The sequence below is a fragment of the Actinoplanes sp. NPDC051537 genome, assembly GCF_055586105.1.
In genome coordinates this window covers 125,614-140,834 of sequence record NZ_JBVJIU010000018.1, presented here as the reverse complement: position 1 = coordinate 140,834, position 15,221 = coordinate 125,614, and the positions used below count along the sequence as shown (strand labels likewise).

Here is a 15,221-nt window from a genome sequence, read left to right as displayed (position 1 = left end):
CAGCTCGGCTATGACCAGGGCGTGCCGTGCTCCCGCGGCACCGAGGCCTGCCCTCGGGCCGTCTGCGGGACGCCGGCGCGCCCGATGAAGACCGACGTCAGCCCCGGCGGCCCGGCCTCGGGCCGCGGTCGCCGGGTGCGGCTGACCAGCAGCACCACGACCGCCAGCACGGTGGCGGCCGCCGCCGCGATGAGAATCGTGCCGATGATGGTCGAGGTGCCCGTGCCCTCCCGGGGGTGGCCCGGCGCCGGCACCACGGCCTCGCCGGTCATCGTGAGGTCGCCGGTGTCGACCTTCACGGCGACGGTGGCCGGCAGCGCCGGCGGGGTCGCGAAGCAGACGAGGTAGCGGTCGCGCAGCGTGGACTCGACCTGGTCGAGCGCGGGCACGACCACGGGCTCGCCGGCCGGGGCGAAGAAGCCGCCGGTCGCGGCGGCCGCCTCGGACCAGAACTCGCCGGCCGCCGCGGTGCCGACCACGACCAGGATCGTGCCGCCGGCCCGGAAGTCGTCGGCGAGGTCGGCGGCCTCGATGCCGCCGGCGTCGGCCGCCGACGTGTACATGACGACCACCCGGCGGCCGGTCTCGGCCCGCGGGAACTGGCCGCGGGCCAGCGTCAGGGCGGCCTCGGTGTCCCGGTCACCGGCCGCCCGGATGCCGTCGAGCGAGCCGACCACACCCAGCGGTCCGCGCGTCGGCGTGGCCACGGCGGCGGCCGGCCGGCGGTCCGGGATGACCACGGCCTGGGTGGTGGCGGGGGCCTCGAGAATGAACCGGGCGGCGGCGCTCAGCCAGGCCGGCAACGACTTGGCGCCGGCCGTCGAGGCGTCCACCACGATCGAGACGGCCAGGCCGTCGGACATGATCGGCACCAGGTCGGCGTGCTGCTGACGGCCGCCGACCGAGACCTGCGCGCTGCGCGTGCTGGTGCTGTTGCTCGCGCTCAGGTCGACCACGAGCGCGGTCTCGCCGCCGCCGCTGAGCACCCCGGCGATCGGCAGGGGCACGGCCGCGGCGGCCGGCCCCGCGTCGGCCAGCAGGGCGATGACGACGGCCGCCAGGGCCACGAGGGCCCGGCGGGGCTCGAGGGCCCGGCGGGGCTCAGGCCGGTTCGGCGAACGCGATGACATTGTCCCGATAGCTTCCGCGAGAGTGGTCGAAGCTGCCGCCGCAGGTGACCAGCCGGAGTGTGGGGTCGAGCGTGGGCGCGTAGACCAGGTCGGTGGGGAACTGCACCTTCGGCACCCGCTCGACCTTGGTGATCGAGAAGGTCGCCGAGGTGCCGTCGGAGCGCTCGACCGTGACGGCCGTGCCCGGCTTCACCCGGTAGAGGTCGATGAAGATGCCGGGTCCGGACTTCGAGTCGACGTGGCCGAGGATCACGGCCGGGCCGGCCTGGCCGGGACGCGGGCCGTACTGGTACCAGCCGGCGACGTCGGTGGTGGCCGGGACCTGGATGGTGCCGTCGGTTTGCAGGCCGAGGCGCTCGATCTTGGTGTTCACGTGCAGGGCCGGGATGCGGATCCGGGTCGGCACCGCGACCGAGTCGTAGGTGCGCACCGATTTGAACGATTCACCGGATGTTTCAGATTTGTCAGATTTGTTGGGAGCGGCGGCCGGCGGCGTCACCCCTCCCGCTACCGCGGAGGCGGCCGGCGGGCCGCCCGCGAGCACGGCCAGCAGGACCAGCGCGAGCGCGGCCAGGGCCGGGACACGCGTGTACGACGGCATCAGCGGCTTTCCACGACGGCGGCCATCCCGCCGTACCCGGTCTGCGCGCCGCCCCGCGGCAGTCTGGCCGCCACCGTCGCCCCGAACGCGTCCGCCATCTTCGTGGCCAGGTCGAACATCTCCTGGTACGTGTCGTAGGCGACGTCGTGGGCGGTGGCGTAGTCCTTGGCCGCGTACGCGTCCGCGTGCTTCATCAGCATCATGTCGTGCTTCTGGAGCGCCGCGGTCAGGTCGGCCGGGCTGATCCGCTTGCTGGTGGCGCCGGCCAGGAAGGTGGCCATCCGCTTCTCGATGCCGGCCATCTCGGTCTTGGCCTGGTCCTGCTTGGTCTTGTCGCCGGCCGCGGTGGCGCTCGCGTACGCCACCAGTTGTTCGACGTGATCGGCCCAGAGCGACTGGAACTGCTTCGCCGCGGCCGCCCCGAACAGGGTGTCCATCGCGGCTGCCAGGTCGGCGGTGTTGCCGTTGATCATGTCGCCGGACGACTCGAAGTCGGGGGAGCGGGTCACCGCGGCCCGGGTCAGGTCCTCCACCAGCGCGGCGTGCTCGGCGAGCAGCTTGCCGAGCTGGGAGCGCAGCCGCCACAACGGCTGCTCGAGGGTCGCGACGTCCTTGGCCGGGAGCAGCGACTTGGCCAGGGTCAGACCCAGGTCGTACGTGTGCTGATAGCCCATCCGGTAGAGATCGTCGGCCGCCGCGTAGTTCTTGGCCGCGTAGGCGTCCGCCTGCGCTGTCAGATGTCCGACATGCTGCACGACGGCGGCCCGGGCCGCGGCCTGGCTGAGCCGTCCCTTCGACGCGCCCGCGAAGAAGTCACCCAGCTCCTGCTCGTATTCGACCAGCTCCTTGCGGGCGGCCTCGAGCGCCGCCTTGTCCTGCGCCGCGATCGCGCCCGCGTAGCCGAACAGCCCCACGATGTGCTGCGACCACATGGGACCGAACTTGTCCGCCGCGGCCTGCCCGAACAGCTGCCCGACCAGGGTCGTCATGGCCGATGTGTTCTTGCCCAGCGCCGCGTTCGCGGCCTGCACGAAGTCGTCGTCGCCGCGGATGCGGCTGCGCATCAGGTCGGCCGCGAGCACCGAGTGCTGGCCGAGCAGTGCCTCGAGCTGAATGGCCAGGTCGGCGGCCGTGGGCGTCTCGAGCTGAAGGGCCAGGCCGGCCGCCGCGGGCGCCTCGTGTCGAGCCGCCGGCGAGGCCGGAGCCGTGCCGGGTACGAGAAAGAGCAGACCGGCGCAGAGGATCGGCAGCGCCCGCCAGAGCCGTCCGTTTCCAGGTGTCCGCATTGCCTACCATCGCCCACTCGGAGGAAAGTCGCGACCGACCATACGCCCACGTCACAACAAGGTCGAGACCGCTGAGCGACGTCTCCCGTACCGAGCGTGGATGAAGTACGGTCGGTGCTCAGAGACAGTTGTTGATCTGCAAACGCCTGGGATGGGGCCGGGATGGAGATGCTGGGGCAGCTCGTCGCGGGGCGCTATCGGCTCCTGCAGCGCCTCGGCGGCGGCGGCATGGGCGGGGTGTGGCTCGCCTACGACCAGTCCGACGACCGGCAAGTCGCGATCAAGAAGTGCCACCTGCCCGACGGTCTGACCCGCGACGAGCAGGACCTGTTCCGGGTGTGGACGGTCCGCGAGGCGCGGGCCTACGCGCTGGTCGGGCATCCCAACGTGGTGCGCACGCTCGACGTCCTGCCCGACGACGAGGCGCCGTGGATCGTCATGGAGTACGTCGAGTCCCGCTCGCTCCAGCAGATCATCGACGAGAACGGGCCCCTTCCGCCGGCCCGGGTCGCCGGCATCGGGCTGGCCGTGCTCGAGGCGCTGCTCGCCGTGCGCCGGGCCGAGCTGCTGCACCTCGACGTGAAACCGAGCAACGTGCTGATCTCCCACGACGGCCGGGTGGTGCTCACCGACTTCGGGCCGGCGGTGACGACCGAGGGCGTACGGGCCCTGGCCGGCGCCGGCATCGTGCTGGGCTCGCCCAAATACCTCGCCCCCGAGCGGCTGATCGACGGTGTGGCGCTGCCCGAGTCCGACCTGTGGTCGCTGGGCGCCACCCTCTATCACGCGGTGGAGGGCCGCCCGCCGTACGTGCGGGCCACCACCACCGAGACCCTGCTGGCGCCGACCGAGGGACCGCCCGACCCGCCGCAGCTGGCCGGCCCGCTCACCCCCGTGCTCGAGGGGCTGCTGCGGCTCGACCCGTCCCGCCGGCTCAAGTCCGACGAGGTGGAGGCCGAGCTCCGGAAGATCATCCAGCAGCCCGCCCCGCCGGCCGAGACGCCGCCCGCGCCGGTGGCCGAGGTGACGCCGGCCCGCCGCCGGTTCACGGCGCTCGCCGGGGCCCTCGCCGTCCTGGTCGCCCTGGTCACGATCTTCGCGGTGACGCGGCCCGACACCGGGTCCGCCGCCCACCCGCCGACGGCCGCGGCCCCGCTGCCGAGCGGCGAGATGCTGCCGGCCGGCTTCTACTGGTTCACCGAGGGCCCGGGCTACCGCGTGGGGCTGCCGCTCGAGTGGCCGGGCGCGGTCACCGGATCGGGCGAATTCAGCTCCGCACCCGGCCAGGCGCCCTGGCCGCGCCTCGCCATCACCGTCGCCGAGGCGCCGGCCAACGTGATCGCCGCCTTCACCGCCGAGGAGCTGAAGGCGGACCTGCCCGGGTACCGCCGCATCCAGATCGTGCAGCCGCCCTCCGTGCCCCAGCCGACCTGGGAGTACACGTATCAGGACCGGTCCGCCGGCCAGATCCGGGCGATGCGGCTGGCGATCCTCGACGACACCGGCGACCGCATGTTCAGCCTCGAATGGCGCACCCCGCGCGACCGGTGGGCGGCCGATCTGCCGATGTTCGACCAGATCGTCGCGACGTTCACCCCGACTCCCGGCGGATGAGACCACGCGGAGTCGGGCCAAGCCCTGTGGTTTGATCTAGTACGGTCTAAGCGGATCGTCGGACTTCTACCCGCATGGTGACAGCGAGGCGTTTGTGAGGACGGGGGACCTCGTCGCCGGGCGCTACCGGCTGGTGGAACCACTCGGCGCCGGCGGGCTCAGCCGGGTCTGGCTGGCCTGGGACAAGGAGGCCGGCCTGCCGGTCGCGATCAAGAAGGGCGCCCTGCCGGACGGCATCGATCCGGCCGACGCCGACGCGTTCCGCGACCTCACGGCCCGCGAGGCGCGGACCTTCGCGCGGGTGAGCCATCCCCATCTCGTACGCACGCTGGCCGTGCTCCCCGAGGCCGAGGCGCCCTGGATCGTGATGGAGTACGTCCCCGCCCGCTCCCTCCAGCAGATCATCGACGAGGACGGCCCGCTCCCGCCCGAGGGCGCCGCCCGGGTCGGCCGATGCGTGCTCGGCGCGCTGACCGCCGTGCACCAGGCCGGGCTGCTGCACCTGGACGTCAAGCCGAGCAACGTGCTGATCGCCGACGACGGCCGGGTCAAGCTCGCCGACTTCAGCCCGGCCGTGACCGCCGAGGCCGTGCGCGACCTGGCCCGGGCCGGCATCGTCTTCGGCTCGCCGAAATACCTGGCCCCCGAGCGGATGTCGGAGGGGCAGGGGCTGCCCGAGTCCGATCTGTGGTCGCTGGGCGCCACGCTCTACCACGCCGTCGAGGGCCGCCCGCCGTACGACCGCCCCACCGTCACCGACACCCTGCGCGCTCTCGGCGAGGACCCGCCCGACGCGATGGAGCACGCCGGCCCGCTGATGCCCGTGCTCAAGGGGCTGCTGCGCCGCAACCCGGCGGATCGCCCCCGGGCCGACGAGGTCGAGGCCGACCTGCGCGAGATCGTGCTGCCCCGGGCCACCGGACGGACTTTCCGGCCGAGCCCCGCCCGCCGCCGGCTCGCCTTCGCCGTCGCCGCTTTCGTGGCCCTGATGGCGCTGCTCACCGTCGCCACCTCGGCCCCGTCCCCGGGCGGTTGGTGACGTACCGTGCGGGGGTGTCCGCGCCCCTGTTCCTGGTCGACGACCTGCCCGCCGGCCCGTCCTGGACCCTGACCGGCCCCGAGGGCCACCACGCCGCCACCGTGCAGCGGCTGCGCGCCGGCGAGCGGCTGATCCTCGCCGACGGCCGCGGCGGCCGCGCGACCGCGTCGGTGACCGCCGTCGGCAAGGGCAGCGTCGACCTGGCCATCGGCGACCGGTCGTTCGAGCCCGCCCCGAGCCCGCGCCTGGTCGTCGCCCAGGGCATCGCGAAGGGCGACCGGGGCGAGCTGGCCGTGCAGGCGATGACCGAGATCGGCGTCGACGAGATCCTGCCCTGGGCGGCGTCCCGGTCGGTGGCCCAGTGGCGCGGCGACCGCGGGGCGAAGTCCCGCGAGAAGTGGGTCGCCACCGCGCGCGAGGCGGCCAAGCAGGCCCGCCGAGCCTGGCTGCCGACGGTCGGCGGCGACCCGGACTGCTCGACCAAGCAGATCGCCGCCCGCCTGGCCGACGCCGGGGCGGCCTTCGTCCTGCACGAGGAGGCTACGGTCCGGCTGGCGGTGGCCGACCTGCCGAGCGGTGAGATCGTGCTGGTGGTCGGGCCCGAGGGCGGCATCGCCGACGCCGAACGTCTCGAGTTCGAGCAGGCCGGCGCCGTCGCGGTGCGCCTGGGGCGCGAGGTGTTGCGCACCTCGACGGCGGGGGTGGCGGCGTTGTCGGTGTTGTCGGCGCGGCTCGATCGCTGGTGAGCGCCGCATGTTGTCGGCGGCTCGCCTCGATCGCCCTAGAGGGCGCGCACCAGCTGACGACGATCGAGCCCGGGCATCACGATGCTCTCGTCCAGGCCGTCGCCCGAGGAGATCTGCTGGGCCACTCGGGCGGCGATGCGGCGGGTGATCATGCGGCGCAGGCCTCGGCCGGGCAGGGTGCCGTGGAACGGGGTGCCGGGCCGGCGCAGGCGAGCCGCCTGGCGGGCGATCGCGGGCACCAGCTCCGGGAACGGCGCGTGCAGCGCCTCGGTCGAGGGTGAGCCGAGGTAGTCGAACGGCTCCGAGCCGGCCATCGGCGCGAACTCCACGCCGATCAGCTTGAGGTTGCGGTGGGCGCGGTAGTCGAGCATGGCGACCAGGTGCCGTACGCCGGCCAGCCGCCCCGCGTTGAGGAAGGTGCGGTAGAGCAGGGAGCTCACCGCCAGGCCGGACCGGCCGCCGCGGTAGGCGGGCAGCACCGCGAGCGTGGCGAAGTCCCAGATCCGCCCGTTGTGCAGATCGTGCAGCGCCACGATCGTCGACAGTGAGGTGTCGATGCAGTCGGGCGCGTCGTCGAGCGTCTTGCCGCCGCCGTCGATGACCCGGGCGGCGCCGGCCGGCAGGCCCGTCCGCCGGTCGAGCACCAGGAAGAAGAGGCTGTCGTCCTCGTAGCGCCGGTACTCCTCGGTCATCGTGCGGGCGTCCATCTGGAAGGTCGGCTCGAAGACCATCCGCTCGACCGTGCGGGCCACGTCCGCGAGCGGGGACGACGCCGAGACGGCCAGCGCCAGGAAACGGCCGGGGCGGTCGCCGTACGTGGTGAGGGCGGCGGCCACGATGCGTCGCATTGCGGTCTCGTCGAGGTCGTACGCCGACGGAGAGTAGTGACGGTCCGGTGACGTGAGCGGCATACGACCTCATCCTACCTGGCATAAAGGGTGAATCGGACCTGTCCGACTATAGCCGCGAATTACTCTCCGTCAAGACGGCCCACATCACAGAGAGTCAGCGCCCACGTGATCATGAGCGAGGGAGCTGGTTAGGCTAGCCTTCTGGTCAGCGTCGGCGAGGTCTTGAGGCGAGGTCTTGATCTGAGAGGTCCGCCGCGCAAAGGTCGGTATCCGATGAGCCTCGACTCCGGTCGCCGCACGCTCGTGCCGCGCCCGGTCCCCCGTGTCCCGGTGCGTCCGTCGGTGGTCCGTGCCGTGCGAGCCCGGTGTCGGAGAGGCGCACGCCGTCGGGCTTGGGAGGAAAAGTGGGTCTCGCCGCATGAACATCCTGTGGCGGGCCGTGTCCCGCAACCGCTGGCGGCTGCTGGCCGGCTGCGCCCTGATCGCGCTGCACCAGGCGTGCGAGGCGTTCGTGCCGATCCTCATCGGCGAGACCGTGGACCAGGCCGTCTCGACCGGCTCGCTGTCCCGCCTGGTGTTCTGGGTGGCGCTGCTCGGCCTGCTCTTCCTGCTGCTCACCACGGCCTACCGCAACGGCGCCCGGCAGCTCATGCGGGCGCTCGCCGACGAGTCGCACACGCTGCGGCTCGAGGTGGCGGCCAAGGTGCTCGACCCGCGGGCCGAGGTGCGCACCGGCGACGTGCTGACGATCTCGACGACCGACGCCGACCACGCGTCCTACCTGCTCGACTACGTGCCGCGGATCATCGGAGCGCTGGTCGCCACGGCGGTCAGCGCCGTCGGGCTCTGCCTCATCTCGGTGCCGCTGGGCCTGGTCGTGCTCGTCGGCACCCCGATCGTGCTGATCGCGCTGCAGCAGGCGGCGCCGCGGATCACCCGGCGGGTCGCCGAGCGGCAGGACGTCGCCGGGCGGGCCTCCTCACTCGCCACCGACCTGGTCACCGGCCTGCGGCCGCTGCGCGGGGTGGGCGCGCAGGAAGCCGCCGACGCCCGCTACCGCGAGGTCAGCGGCCAGGCGCTGCGGGCCACCCTGCTCGCGGCCCGCACCCAGGGCGGCTTCCAGATCGCCTCGACCACCGTGAGCACGCTGCTGGCCTGCGGCATCGCGATCCTGGCCGGCTGGTTCGCACTGACCGGGCGGATCACCGCCGGCGAGCTGGTCACCGTGATCGGCCTGGCCGCGTTCCTGGGCGAGCCGTTCGGCACGCTCTCGGCCGCGCCGAGCTGGATCGCCACCGCCCGCGCCTCGGCCGCCCGGATCGCCGACGTCCTCGCCGCGACGCCGCCGTCGCCGGACACGACCTCCGACCCGCCGGTGCTGCCGACCGACGGCGAGTGCCTCGGCGTGGTGGTCGAGACCGACCCGTCGGCGTTGCTCGAGCTCTACGACGACGGCTCGCCCGACGTGCTGGTCACGCCCCATCATCCCGAGCTGTTCACGGGCACGATCCGGGAGAACATCGTGCTCGGCGAGCACGCCGAGCGGACCCTCGACGGCGCGTTGCGGGCGTCGGCGGCCGAGGACGTCGTCGCGGCCCACCCCGACGGTCTCGACCACGCGATCGCCGAGCGCGGCGCGGCCCTCTCCGGCGGCCAGCGGCAGCGGCTCGCGCTGGCCCGGGCGCTGCTCGTCGAGCCCCGGCTGCTGGTGCTGCACGACCCGACCACGGCCGTGGACGCGGTCACCGAGCACGCGATCGCCCGCGGCATCCGCGACCTGCGCCACCGGCCCGGCTCGACGCTCGGCACGCTGATCGTCACCACCAGCCCGGCGCTGCTCGCGGTCACCGACCGGGTGGTGGTGCTGCGCGACGGGGCGATCGTCGCCACCGGCACCCACGCCTCGCTGGCCGCCGCCGATCCGGCCTATCGAGCGGCGGTGCTGCGATGAGCGCGCCGCGGAAAGGCCGCGCGATGAGCGCGCAGCAGAAACGCCGCGCGATGACCGCGCCGCAGAAAAGGCCGCTGCGATGACCGCGCTGCGGAACGGGCCGCGGCGATGAGCGCGCTCCCGGTCGCGACCCCGCGGCAGACCGGCGGGTGGCTGCTCGGCCAGCTGCGTGCCCGCCGCCTCGAGCTGGCGCTCACCCTCGCCGCCGGGCTGGTCGCGGCGACGGCGTCGGTGGTGCCGGTGACCGCGCTGGGCCGGCTGGTCGATCTCGTACGGGAGGACGCCCATCCCGCCGCGCTGGCCCCGATCGCCCTGCTGGTCGTCGTGGCCGCGCTGATCGGCGGCGTCGCCTCGGGCGTGACCACCGCCCTGGTGAGCCGCCTCGGCGAGCGCATCCTGGCCGCCCTGCGCGAGCAGACCGTGGCGGTGGCGCTGCGGCTGCCGGCCACCGTGCTCGACCGGGCCGGCCGCGGCGACCTGCTCTCCCGGGTCGGCGCCGACGTGGCCGCGATCGGGACGGCGGCGGCCGAGGTGCTGCCCACCGTGATCTCGGCGCTGCTGCTCGGCGCGCTCAGCGTGGTCGCCATGTTCGGGCTGGACTGGCGGCTCGGCGTGGCCGGGCTCGCGGCCCTGCCGCTCTACCTCGCCGCCCTGCGCTGGTACCTGCCGCGCTCGGCGCCGATCTACGCCCGGGAGCGGGAGGCGATCGGCGCGCGGTCGCAGCTGCTGATGGAGAGCATGCAGGGGGTGCGCACGGTGCACGCGTACCGCCTCGAGGAGCGGCACCTGACCGGCATCGACGCCGCCTCGGCGTACGCCCGCGATCTGTCCGTCGGGGTTTTCACGCTCTTCACCCGCTTCGTCGGCCGGATCAACCGGGCCGAGCTGGTCGGCCTCGGCACGATCCTGGTGGCCGGCTTCTGGTTCGTGCGCAGCGGCTGGGTGACGGTCGGCGAGACGGCGGCGGCGGCCGTGCTGTTCCACCGCCTGTTCAACCCGATCGGGATGATCCTGTTCACCTTCGACGAGATCCAGGAGGCGGGCGCGGGGCTGGCCCGGCTGGTCGGGGTGGGCACGCTGCCGGTCGCCCCGGCCGGGACGATCAAGCTGGACAAGGCGGGGCTGGAGCTCGACCACATCTGTTTCGCGTACGACGAGCGCGTCCCGGTGCTGCGCGGGATCACGCTGCGGGTGGAGCCGGGGGAGCGGGTGGCCCTGGTCGGCTCGACCGGCGCCGGGAAGACGACGGTCGCCTCGATCGCCGCCGGCATCCTGCACCCGGCCTGCGGAACGGCGTCGGCCGGCGGCGTGCCGGTGGACGAGCTCGCGCCCGGCGTCATCGCGATCATCAGCCAGGAGACGCACGTCTTCGCCGGCCCGTTGGTCGAGGACGTGCGCCTGGCCCGGCCGGACGCGACCGACGAGGAGGTACGCGAGGCGCTCGCCACGGTCGGAGCGGCCGACTGGGTGGCGGCCCTCCCGCGCGATCTGCTGACCCCGGTCGGCGAGGGCGGCCACCCGCTGACCGCCGCGCAGGGCCAGCAGCTGGCGCTGGCCCGGCTGGTGCTGGTCGACCCGGCCGTCGCGATCCTCGACGAGGCGACGGCCGAGGCCGGCAGCGTGGGCGCCCGGGTTCTCGAGGAGTCGGCGCTGGCCGCGACCCGGGGCCGCACGACGCTGCTGGTCGCGCACCGCCTCACCCAGGCCGCGACCGCCGACCGGATCGTCGTCCTCGAGCACGGCGCCGTCCTGGAGGAGGGCACGCACGCCGAGCTGGTCGCGGCCGGCGGTCGCTACGCCGAGCTGTGGCAGGCCTGGCAGTCCCGCTCCTAGATGGTCACCGTTCCCTCGATCCGCACGTCGTCGAGGGCGTGTGCGGCGGCCACCGTGTAGGAGCCCGGCACGGTCGTCCAGCCGTCCTCCCAGACCTGGAACGTGCGCGGCGGCAACGGGATCCGGACGGTCACCGTCTCGCCGGGGTGGGCCTCGACGTTCTCGAAGCCGGCCAGCCAGCGCCGGGGACGGGTCTCGTCCGCGGCCGCGGGTGACACGTACAGCTGAATCACCTCGCGCCCGGAGCGCGCGCCCGTGTTGCTCAGGGTGACCACCGCCTCGGTCGCGGTCACCACCATCTCGTCGTAGCTCCACGTCGTGTAGCCGAGGCCGTGCCCGAACGCGTAGAGCGGTTCCTTGCCCGAGCGCAGCCAGCCGCGATAACCGACAAAGACCCCTTCGTCGTACGCGACCACGCCGTTCTCCGGGCTGATCCGGAGCACCGGGCAGTCCGCCTCCGCCCGCGGCCACGTGGTCGGCAACCGGCCGCCCGGCTCGGCGACGCCGAGGAGCACGTCGGCCAGCGCCGCACCGCCCTCCTGGCCCGGGAACCAGGTGAGCAGGATCGCGGCGACATCGCCCGACCACGGCATCAGGACCGGGGAGCCCGCGTTCACCACCACGATCGTGCGCGGGTTGGCCGCCGCGACCCGCGCCACCAGCTCGTCCTGCCGGCCGGGCAGCGCCAGCGAGGTGCGGTCGAAGCCCTCCGACTCGACCTGCTCGGTGGTGCCGACCACGACCACGGCCACATCGGACCCGGCGGCCAGCGCGGCCGCCTCCTCGATCATCCCGTCCTCGTCCGGGGCCGGCGGGCGGTGGCCGAGCGTGGTGGCGACCGAGTGGCCGGCGCCGCGGGCGATGGTCTGCTCGAGCACGATCCGCACCGGCTCGCCGGCCGCCAGCGTCGCCGTCACCCGCTGCTCGCGGGGCGAGAGGAGCAGGTCGGCGCGCCCGGTGCCGGGCGGGTGCAGCGTTCCCTCGTACCGGACGATGTCGTTGATCGTCAGTTTGAACGTGCCGAAGCCGGAGACCGCGAACGTGTGCTCGCCGTCCTCGGCCGGCGTGTAGACGGTCTCCAGCCGCAGGCCGTCGACGTCGTCGGGGTCGAGGCCGCCGGGCAGCGAGCCGATCCAGCGCACGGCCGCCGGGTCGACCTCGAAGGCGAGCGCGCCGATGACCACCCGGGTGGCGTTGTGCAGGGCCGGCAGGAACGGGCGCGGGTCGGCGCCGATCGCGTACTCGACGTCCACGCCGGACAGCGCGCGGCCGAGACCCTCCAGGGGCGAGATCGTGTGCGGCGGCGAGACCTGGGCGCTGCCGCCGCCGAGCACCCGCGCGTCGAGGGCGAGGGCGCCGATCACCGCGACCTTGGTCAGGGCCGCGGCCTCCAGCGGAAGCGTGTAGCCCTCGTTGCGGACCAGCACGAACGAGCGAGCCGCGACCTCGTGCGCGACGCGGTCACCGTCCAAATTATCCGAAATATCGGGTAAGTCGCCGAAAGCGCCGACCCGGTCCGCCAGACGCAGCACCCGCCGCACCTTGTCGTCGATGACCTCCACCGGCACATCGCCCGACCGCACGGCGTCGACCAGCGCGGAGCCCCACGGGTTCTCCAGCTTCGGCATCGCGATGTCGAGCCCGCCGAGCGCGGCGCCGACCGTCGAGCGCGCGGCCCGCCAGTCCGAGACCACCACGCCGTCGAAGCCCCACTCGCGCTTGAGGATCTCGTCCTGGAGGCGGCCGTTCGAGGCCATCGAGGAGCCGTTCACGCCGTTGTACGCGCTCATCACGCCCCAGCCGCCGGCCTCGACCACCCGCTCGAACGGCGCCAGGTAGATCTCCCGCAGGGTCCGCTCGCCGATCCGGACGTCGACCTCCATCCGGTCCGTCTCGAAGTCGTTGCCGACCAGATGCTTCACGGTCGTCCCCACCCCGTGCGCCTGCACGCCGCGCACGAAGCCGACCGCGATCTCGCCGCTGAGCAGCGGATCCTCCGAGTAGCACTCGAAGTGGCGGCCGCCGAGCGGGGTGCGCTGCAGGTTCACGGTCGGGCCGAGCACGACGTGCACGCCCTTGCGCCGCGCCTCCTGGCCGAGCAGCCGGCCCGCCGTCTCGGCCAGCTCCGGATCCCAGGCCGCGGCCAGGGCGGTCGGGCTGGGCAGCGCGATCGACGGGTCGTCCGGCGCCCAGCCCGTCCCGCGTACGCCGATGGGCCCGTCCGACATCACCAGCGAGCGCAGCCCGATCCGCTCGATCGCGGGAAGTGACCAGAAGTCCTGCCCGGCCAGCAGGGACACTTTCTCCTCGAGGCTCAGCTGCTTGAGGACGTGCTCGATTTCGACCATGGCAATAACCCTAAGATCCCTGGGGTGGACAACAACTGCCTGTTCTGCCGCATCGTCGCCGGTGAGATCCCGGCGACGGTCGTGCACGAGACCGAGACGACGCTGGCGTTCCGCGACATCGACCCCAAGGCCGCGGTCCACGTCCTGGTGATTCCCAAGGACCATCACGCCGACGTGGTCACCCTCGCGCAGAACGATCCGGCCGGCTCGGCCGACCTACTCGCCGCCTGCGCGGCGGTGGCCGAGGGCGAGGGCCTGCTCATGGAGGGCTTCCGGTTGCTCTTCAACACCGGTGGGTACGCCGGGCAGGAAGTGTTCCACGTGCATGCCCACGTGCTCGGCGGCGAGCCGCTGGGCCCGATGCTGGCGATCCGATGAGCGCCGCGTTCCTCCGGTACGAGCGGGCCGCCCGCAAGGCCCAGGCCGGCGGCCGCGTCCCGGCCCTCTCGGTGGCGCTGGTCCGGGCCGACCGCGAGCCCTGGGTGTTCACCGTCGGCGACTCCGGCAACCCGTCGTTCCCGCTCGACGAGGACAGCCGCTTCCGGATCGGGTCGGTCACCAAGACCTTCACCGCGGTGCTCGTGATGCAGGCCCGCGACGAGGGGCTGCTCGACCTCGACCAGCCGCTCTCGGCGTACCTCGACCTGCCCGCGCACGGCGACGCGACCATCCGCCGGCTGCTCTCGCACACCGCCGGATTCCAGCGTGAGCCGCACGGCGACGTCTGGGACACGCTGGTCTCGCCGGACGCCCAGCGGATGCTCACCGAGCTCGACCGGGCCGAGCGGGTGCTGCCCGACGGCCGCCGGTTCCACTACTCCAACCTCGCGTTCGGGGTGCTCGGCCAGCTCGTCGCCCGGCTGCACGGCACGACCTGGGAGCGGCTGGTCGCCGACCGGATCCTCGAGCCGCTCGGCCTCACCTCGACCACGACCGGCACCCCGCCCGAGGCGGCGGTCGGCTATCTGGTCGACGAGTACTCGGACGCCGTACGGCCGGAGCCCGATCTTGATCTTGGTGGTGCCGGACCGGCCGCGAAGCTCTGGAGCACCGCGAGCGACATGGCGAAATGGGCCGCGTTCCTGGTGTCGCCCGAGCTCGCCGACCCCGACGGCAAGGTGCTCGCCGCCGCCACCGTCGAGGAGATGCGCTGGCCGCACACCACCCGCGACGAGGTGACCTGGCTCTCCGGCTTCGGCCTCGGCCTGATGCTGCACCCGCAGGGCCGGCGGTCCATGGACGTCGGTCACAACGGCGCGATGCCGGGCTTCCTGGCCGGCGTGCACGGGCGGCGTGGCGGCGAGGGCACCCCCGACGGCCTCGGCTGCGCCGTGCTCGGCTCCTCGGGCACCGCCGACGAGATCAACGAGCTGGTGCACGAGCTGCTGCGGCTCGCGGTCGAGATCGACCCGGCCGAGGTCAAGCCGTGGGCGCCGGCCCCGCCCGCGCCCCGCGAGCTGCGCTCGGCGCTCGGCGTCTGGTGGAGCGAGGGCTCGCAGTTCACGTTCTCCTGGCACGGCGGCGCCCTGCAGTCCCGGGTCGTCGGCGCGCCGGCCGACATGCCCCCGTCGATCTTCCGGCCGCTGCCGGACCGGCCGGACGTGCTGCGCACCGTCTCCGGGCGGGAGGCGGGGGAGCTGCTGCGGTTCACCCGGGACGCGAGCGGCGCGATCGTGCTGATGCACTGGGCGACGTACCGGTTCACGCGGCTGCAGGAGGCCTTCGACGGCGGCGTCGCCTCGGACGGCGCCGAGCGCAACGGCGGATAATGGCATCGGCGGGCGAGCGGCTCAGCGGATACGATGGCACGATCCTTCCGTGA

12 protein-coding genes are annotated in these 15,221 nt (G+C 73.6%); 7 read left to right on the top strand and 5 right to left on the bottom strand.

The window, feature by feature from the left end; translation table 11 throughout:
• Positions 1 to 8: 8 nt before the first annotated feature.
• From ACZ6TB_RS37115 to ACZ6TB_RS37105, 3 genes are read right to left on the bottom strand one after another with little or no spacing between them, the layout of a single operon-like run.
• Positions 9 to 1,130 carry a vWA domain-containing protein gene (locus tag ACZ6TB_RS37115; protein WP_465562665.1) on the bottom strand — a complete coding sequence of 374 codons (1,122 nt, stop codon included), beginning with the start codon at positions 1,128 to 1,130 and terminating at the stop codon, positions 9 to 11.
• Positions 1,102 to 1,731: a class F sortase gene (locus tag ACZ6TB_RS37110; protein ID WP_465562663.1), complete on the bottom strand. Its 630-nt coding sequence runs from the start codon at positions 1,729 to 1,731 to the stop codon at positions 1,102 to 1,104. Before ACZ6TB_RS37110 ends, ACZ6TB_RS37115 begins: the two co-directional genes overlap by 29 nt.
• Positions 1,731 to 3,017: a hypothetical protein gene (locus ACZ6TB_RS37105; RefSeq protein WP_465562661.1), complete on the bottom strand. Its 1,287-nt coding sequence runs from the start codon at positions 3,015 to 3,017 to the stop codon at positions 1,731 to 1,733. The genes ACZ6TB_RS37110 and ACZ6TB_RS37105 overlap by 1 nt, the downstream gene beginning before the upstream one ends.
• Before the next feature lie 162 nt (positions 3,018 to 3,179).
• On the opposite strand from ACZ6TB_RS37105, the gene ACZ6TB_RS37100 reads away from it, so the two are divergent.
• The 3 genes from ACZ6TB_RS37100 to ACZ6TB_RS37090 all read left to right on the top strand — a co-directional run bounded on the left by ACZ6TB_RS37100 (position 3,180) and on the right by ACZ6TB_RS37090 (position 6,416).
• Positions 3,180 to 4,631 carry a serine/threonine-protein kinase gene (locus tag ACZ6TB_RS37100; protein ID WP_465562659.1) on the top strand — a complete coding sequence of 484 codons (1,452 nt, stop codon included), beginning with the start codon at positions 3,180 to 3,182 and terminating at the stop codon, positions 4,629 to 4,631.
• A 94-nt stretch (positions 4,632 to 4,725) separates the two neighbouring features.
• Entirely contained in the window at positions 4,726 to 5,670 is a 945-nt protein-coding gene (locus tag ACZ6TB_RS37095; RefSeq protein WP_465562656.1) for a serine/threonine-protein kinase, read from the top strand.
• 14 nt (positions 5,671 to 5,684) lie between these two features.
• Complete coding sequence (locus tag ACZ6TB_RS37090; protein ID WP_465562653.1) at positions 5,685 to 6,416, top strand: 16S rRNA (uracil(1498)-N(3))-methyltransferase; 732 nt, start codon at positions 5,685 to 5,687, stop codon at positions 6,414 to 6,416.
• Between the two features lie 35 nt (positions 6,417 to 6,451).
• Here ACZ6TB_RS37090 and ACZ6TB_RS37085 read toward each other — a convergent pair whose 3' ends face one another.
• Entirely contained in the window at positions 6,452 to 7,327 is an 876-nt protein-coding gene (locus tag ACZ6TB_RS37085; protein ID WP_465562650.1) for a hypothetical protein, read from the bottom strand.
• Between the two features lie 358 nt (positions 7,328 to 7,685).
• On the opposite strand from ACZ6TB_RS37085, the gene ACZ6TB_RS37080 reads away from it, so the two are divergent.
• Both ACZ6TB_RS37080 and ACZ6TB_RS37075 read left to right on the top strand, forming a co-directional pair.
• Entirely contained in the window at positions 7,686 to 9,218 is a 1,533-nt protein-coding gene (locus ACZ6TB_RS37080; RefSeq protein ID WP_465562648.1) for an ABC transporter ATP-binding protein, read from the top strand.
• Positions 9,219 to 9,326: 108 nt separating this feature from the next.
• The gene (locus tag ACZ6TB_RS37075) at positions 9,327 to 11,051 is read left to right on the top strand and encodes an ABC transporter ATP-binding protein (protein WP_465562646.1); all 1,725 of its coding nucleotides are present in this window, start codon (positions 9,327 to 9,329) and stop codon (positions 11,049 to 11,051) included.
• Here the strand turns inward: ACZ6TB_RS37075 and ACZ6TB_RS37070 are convergent.
• A complete protein-coding gene (locus tag ACZ6TB_RS37070; protein WP_465562644.1) occupies positions 11,048 to 13,399 on the bottom strand; it encodes a glycoside hydrolase family 3 protein in 2,352 nt (783 codons plus the stop codon). The genes ACZ6TB_RS37075 and ACZ6TB_RS37070 overlap by 4 nt on opposite strands.
• A gap of 24 nt (positions 13,400 to 13,423) precedes the next feature.
• Here ACZ6TB_RS37070 and ACZ6TB_RS37065 point away from each other — a divergent pair, with 24 nt between their 5' ends.
• Both ACZ6TB_RS37065 and ACZ6TB_RS37060 read left to right on the top strand, forming a co-directional pair.
• The gene (locus ACZ6TB_RS37065; protein ID WP_465562641.1) at positions 13,424 to 13,777 is read left to right on the top strand and encodes a histidine triad nucleotide-binding protein; all 354 of its coding nucleotides are present in this window, start codon (positions 13,424 to 13,426) and stop codon (positions 13,775 to 13,777) included.
• Positions 13,774 to 15,168, top strand: coding sequence for a serine hydrolase domain-containing protein (locus tag ACZ6TB_RS37060; protein ID WP_465562637.1), 1,395 nt, complete (start codon positions 13,774 to 13,776; stop codon positions 15,166 to 15,168). Before ACZ6TB_RS37065 ends, ACZ6TB_RS37060 begins: the two co-directional genes overlap by 4 nt.
• Positions 15,169 to 15,221: the final 53 nt, after the last annotated feature.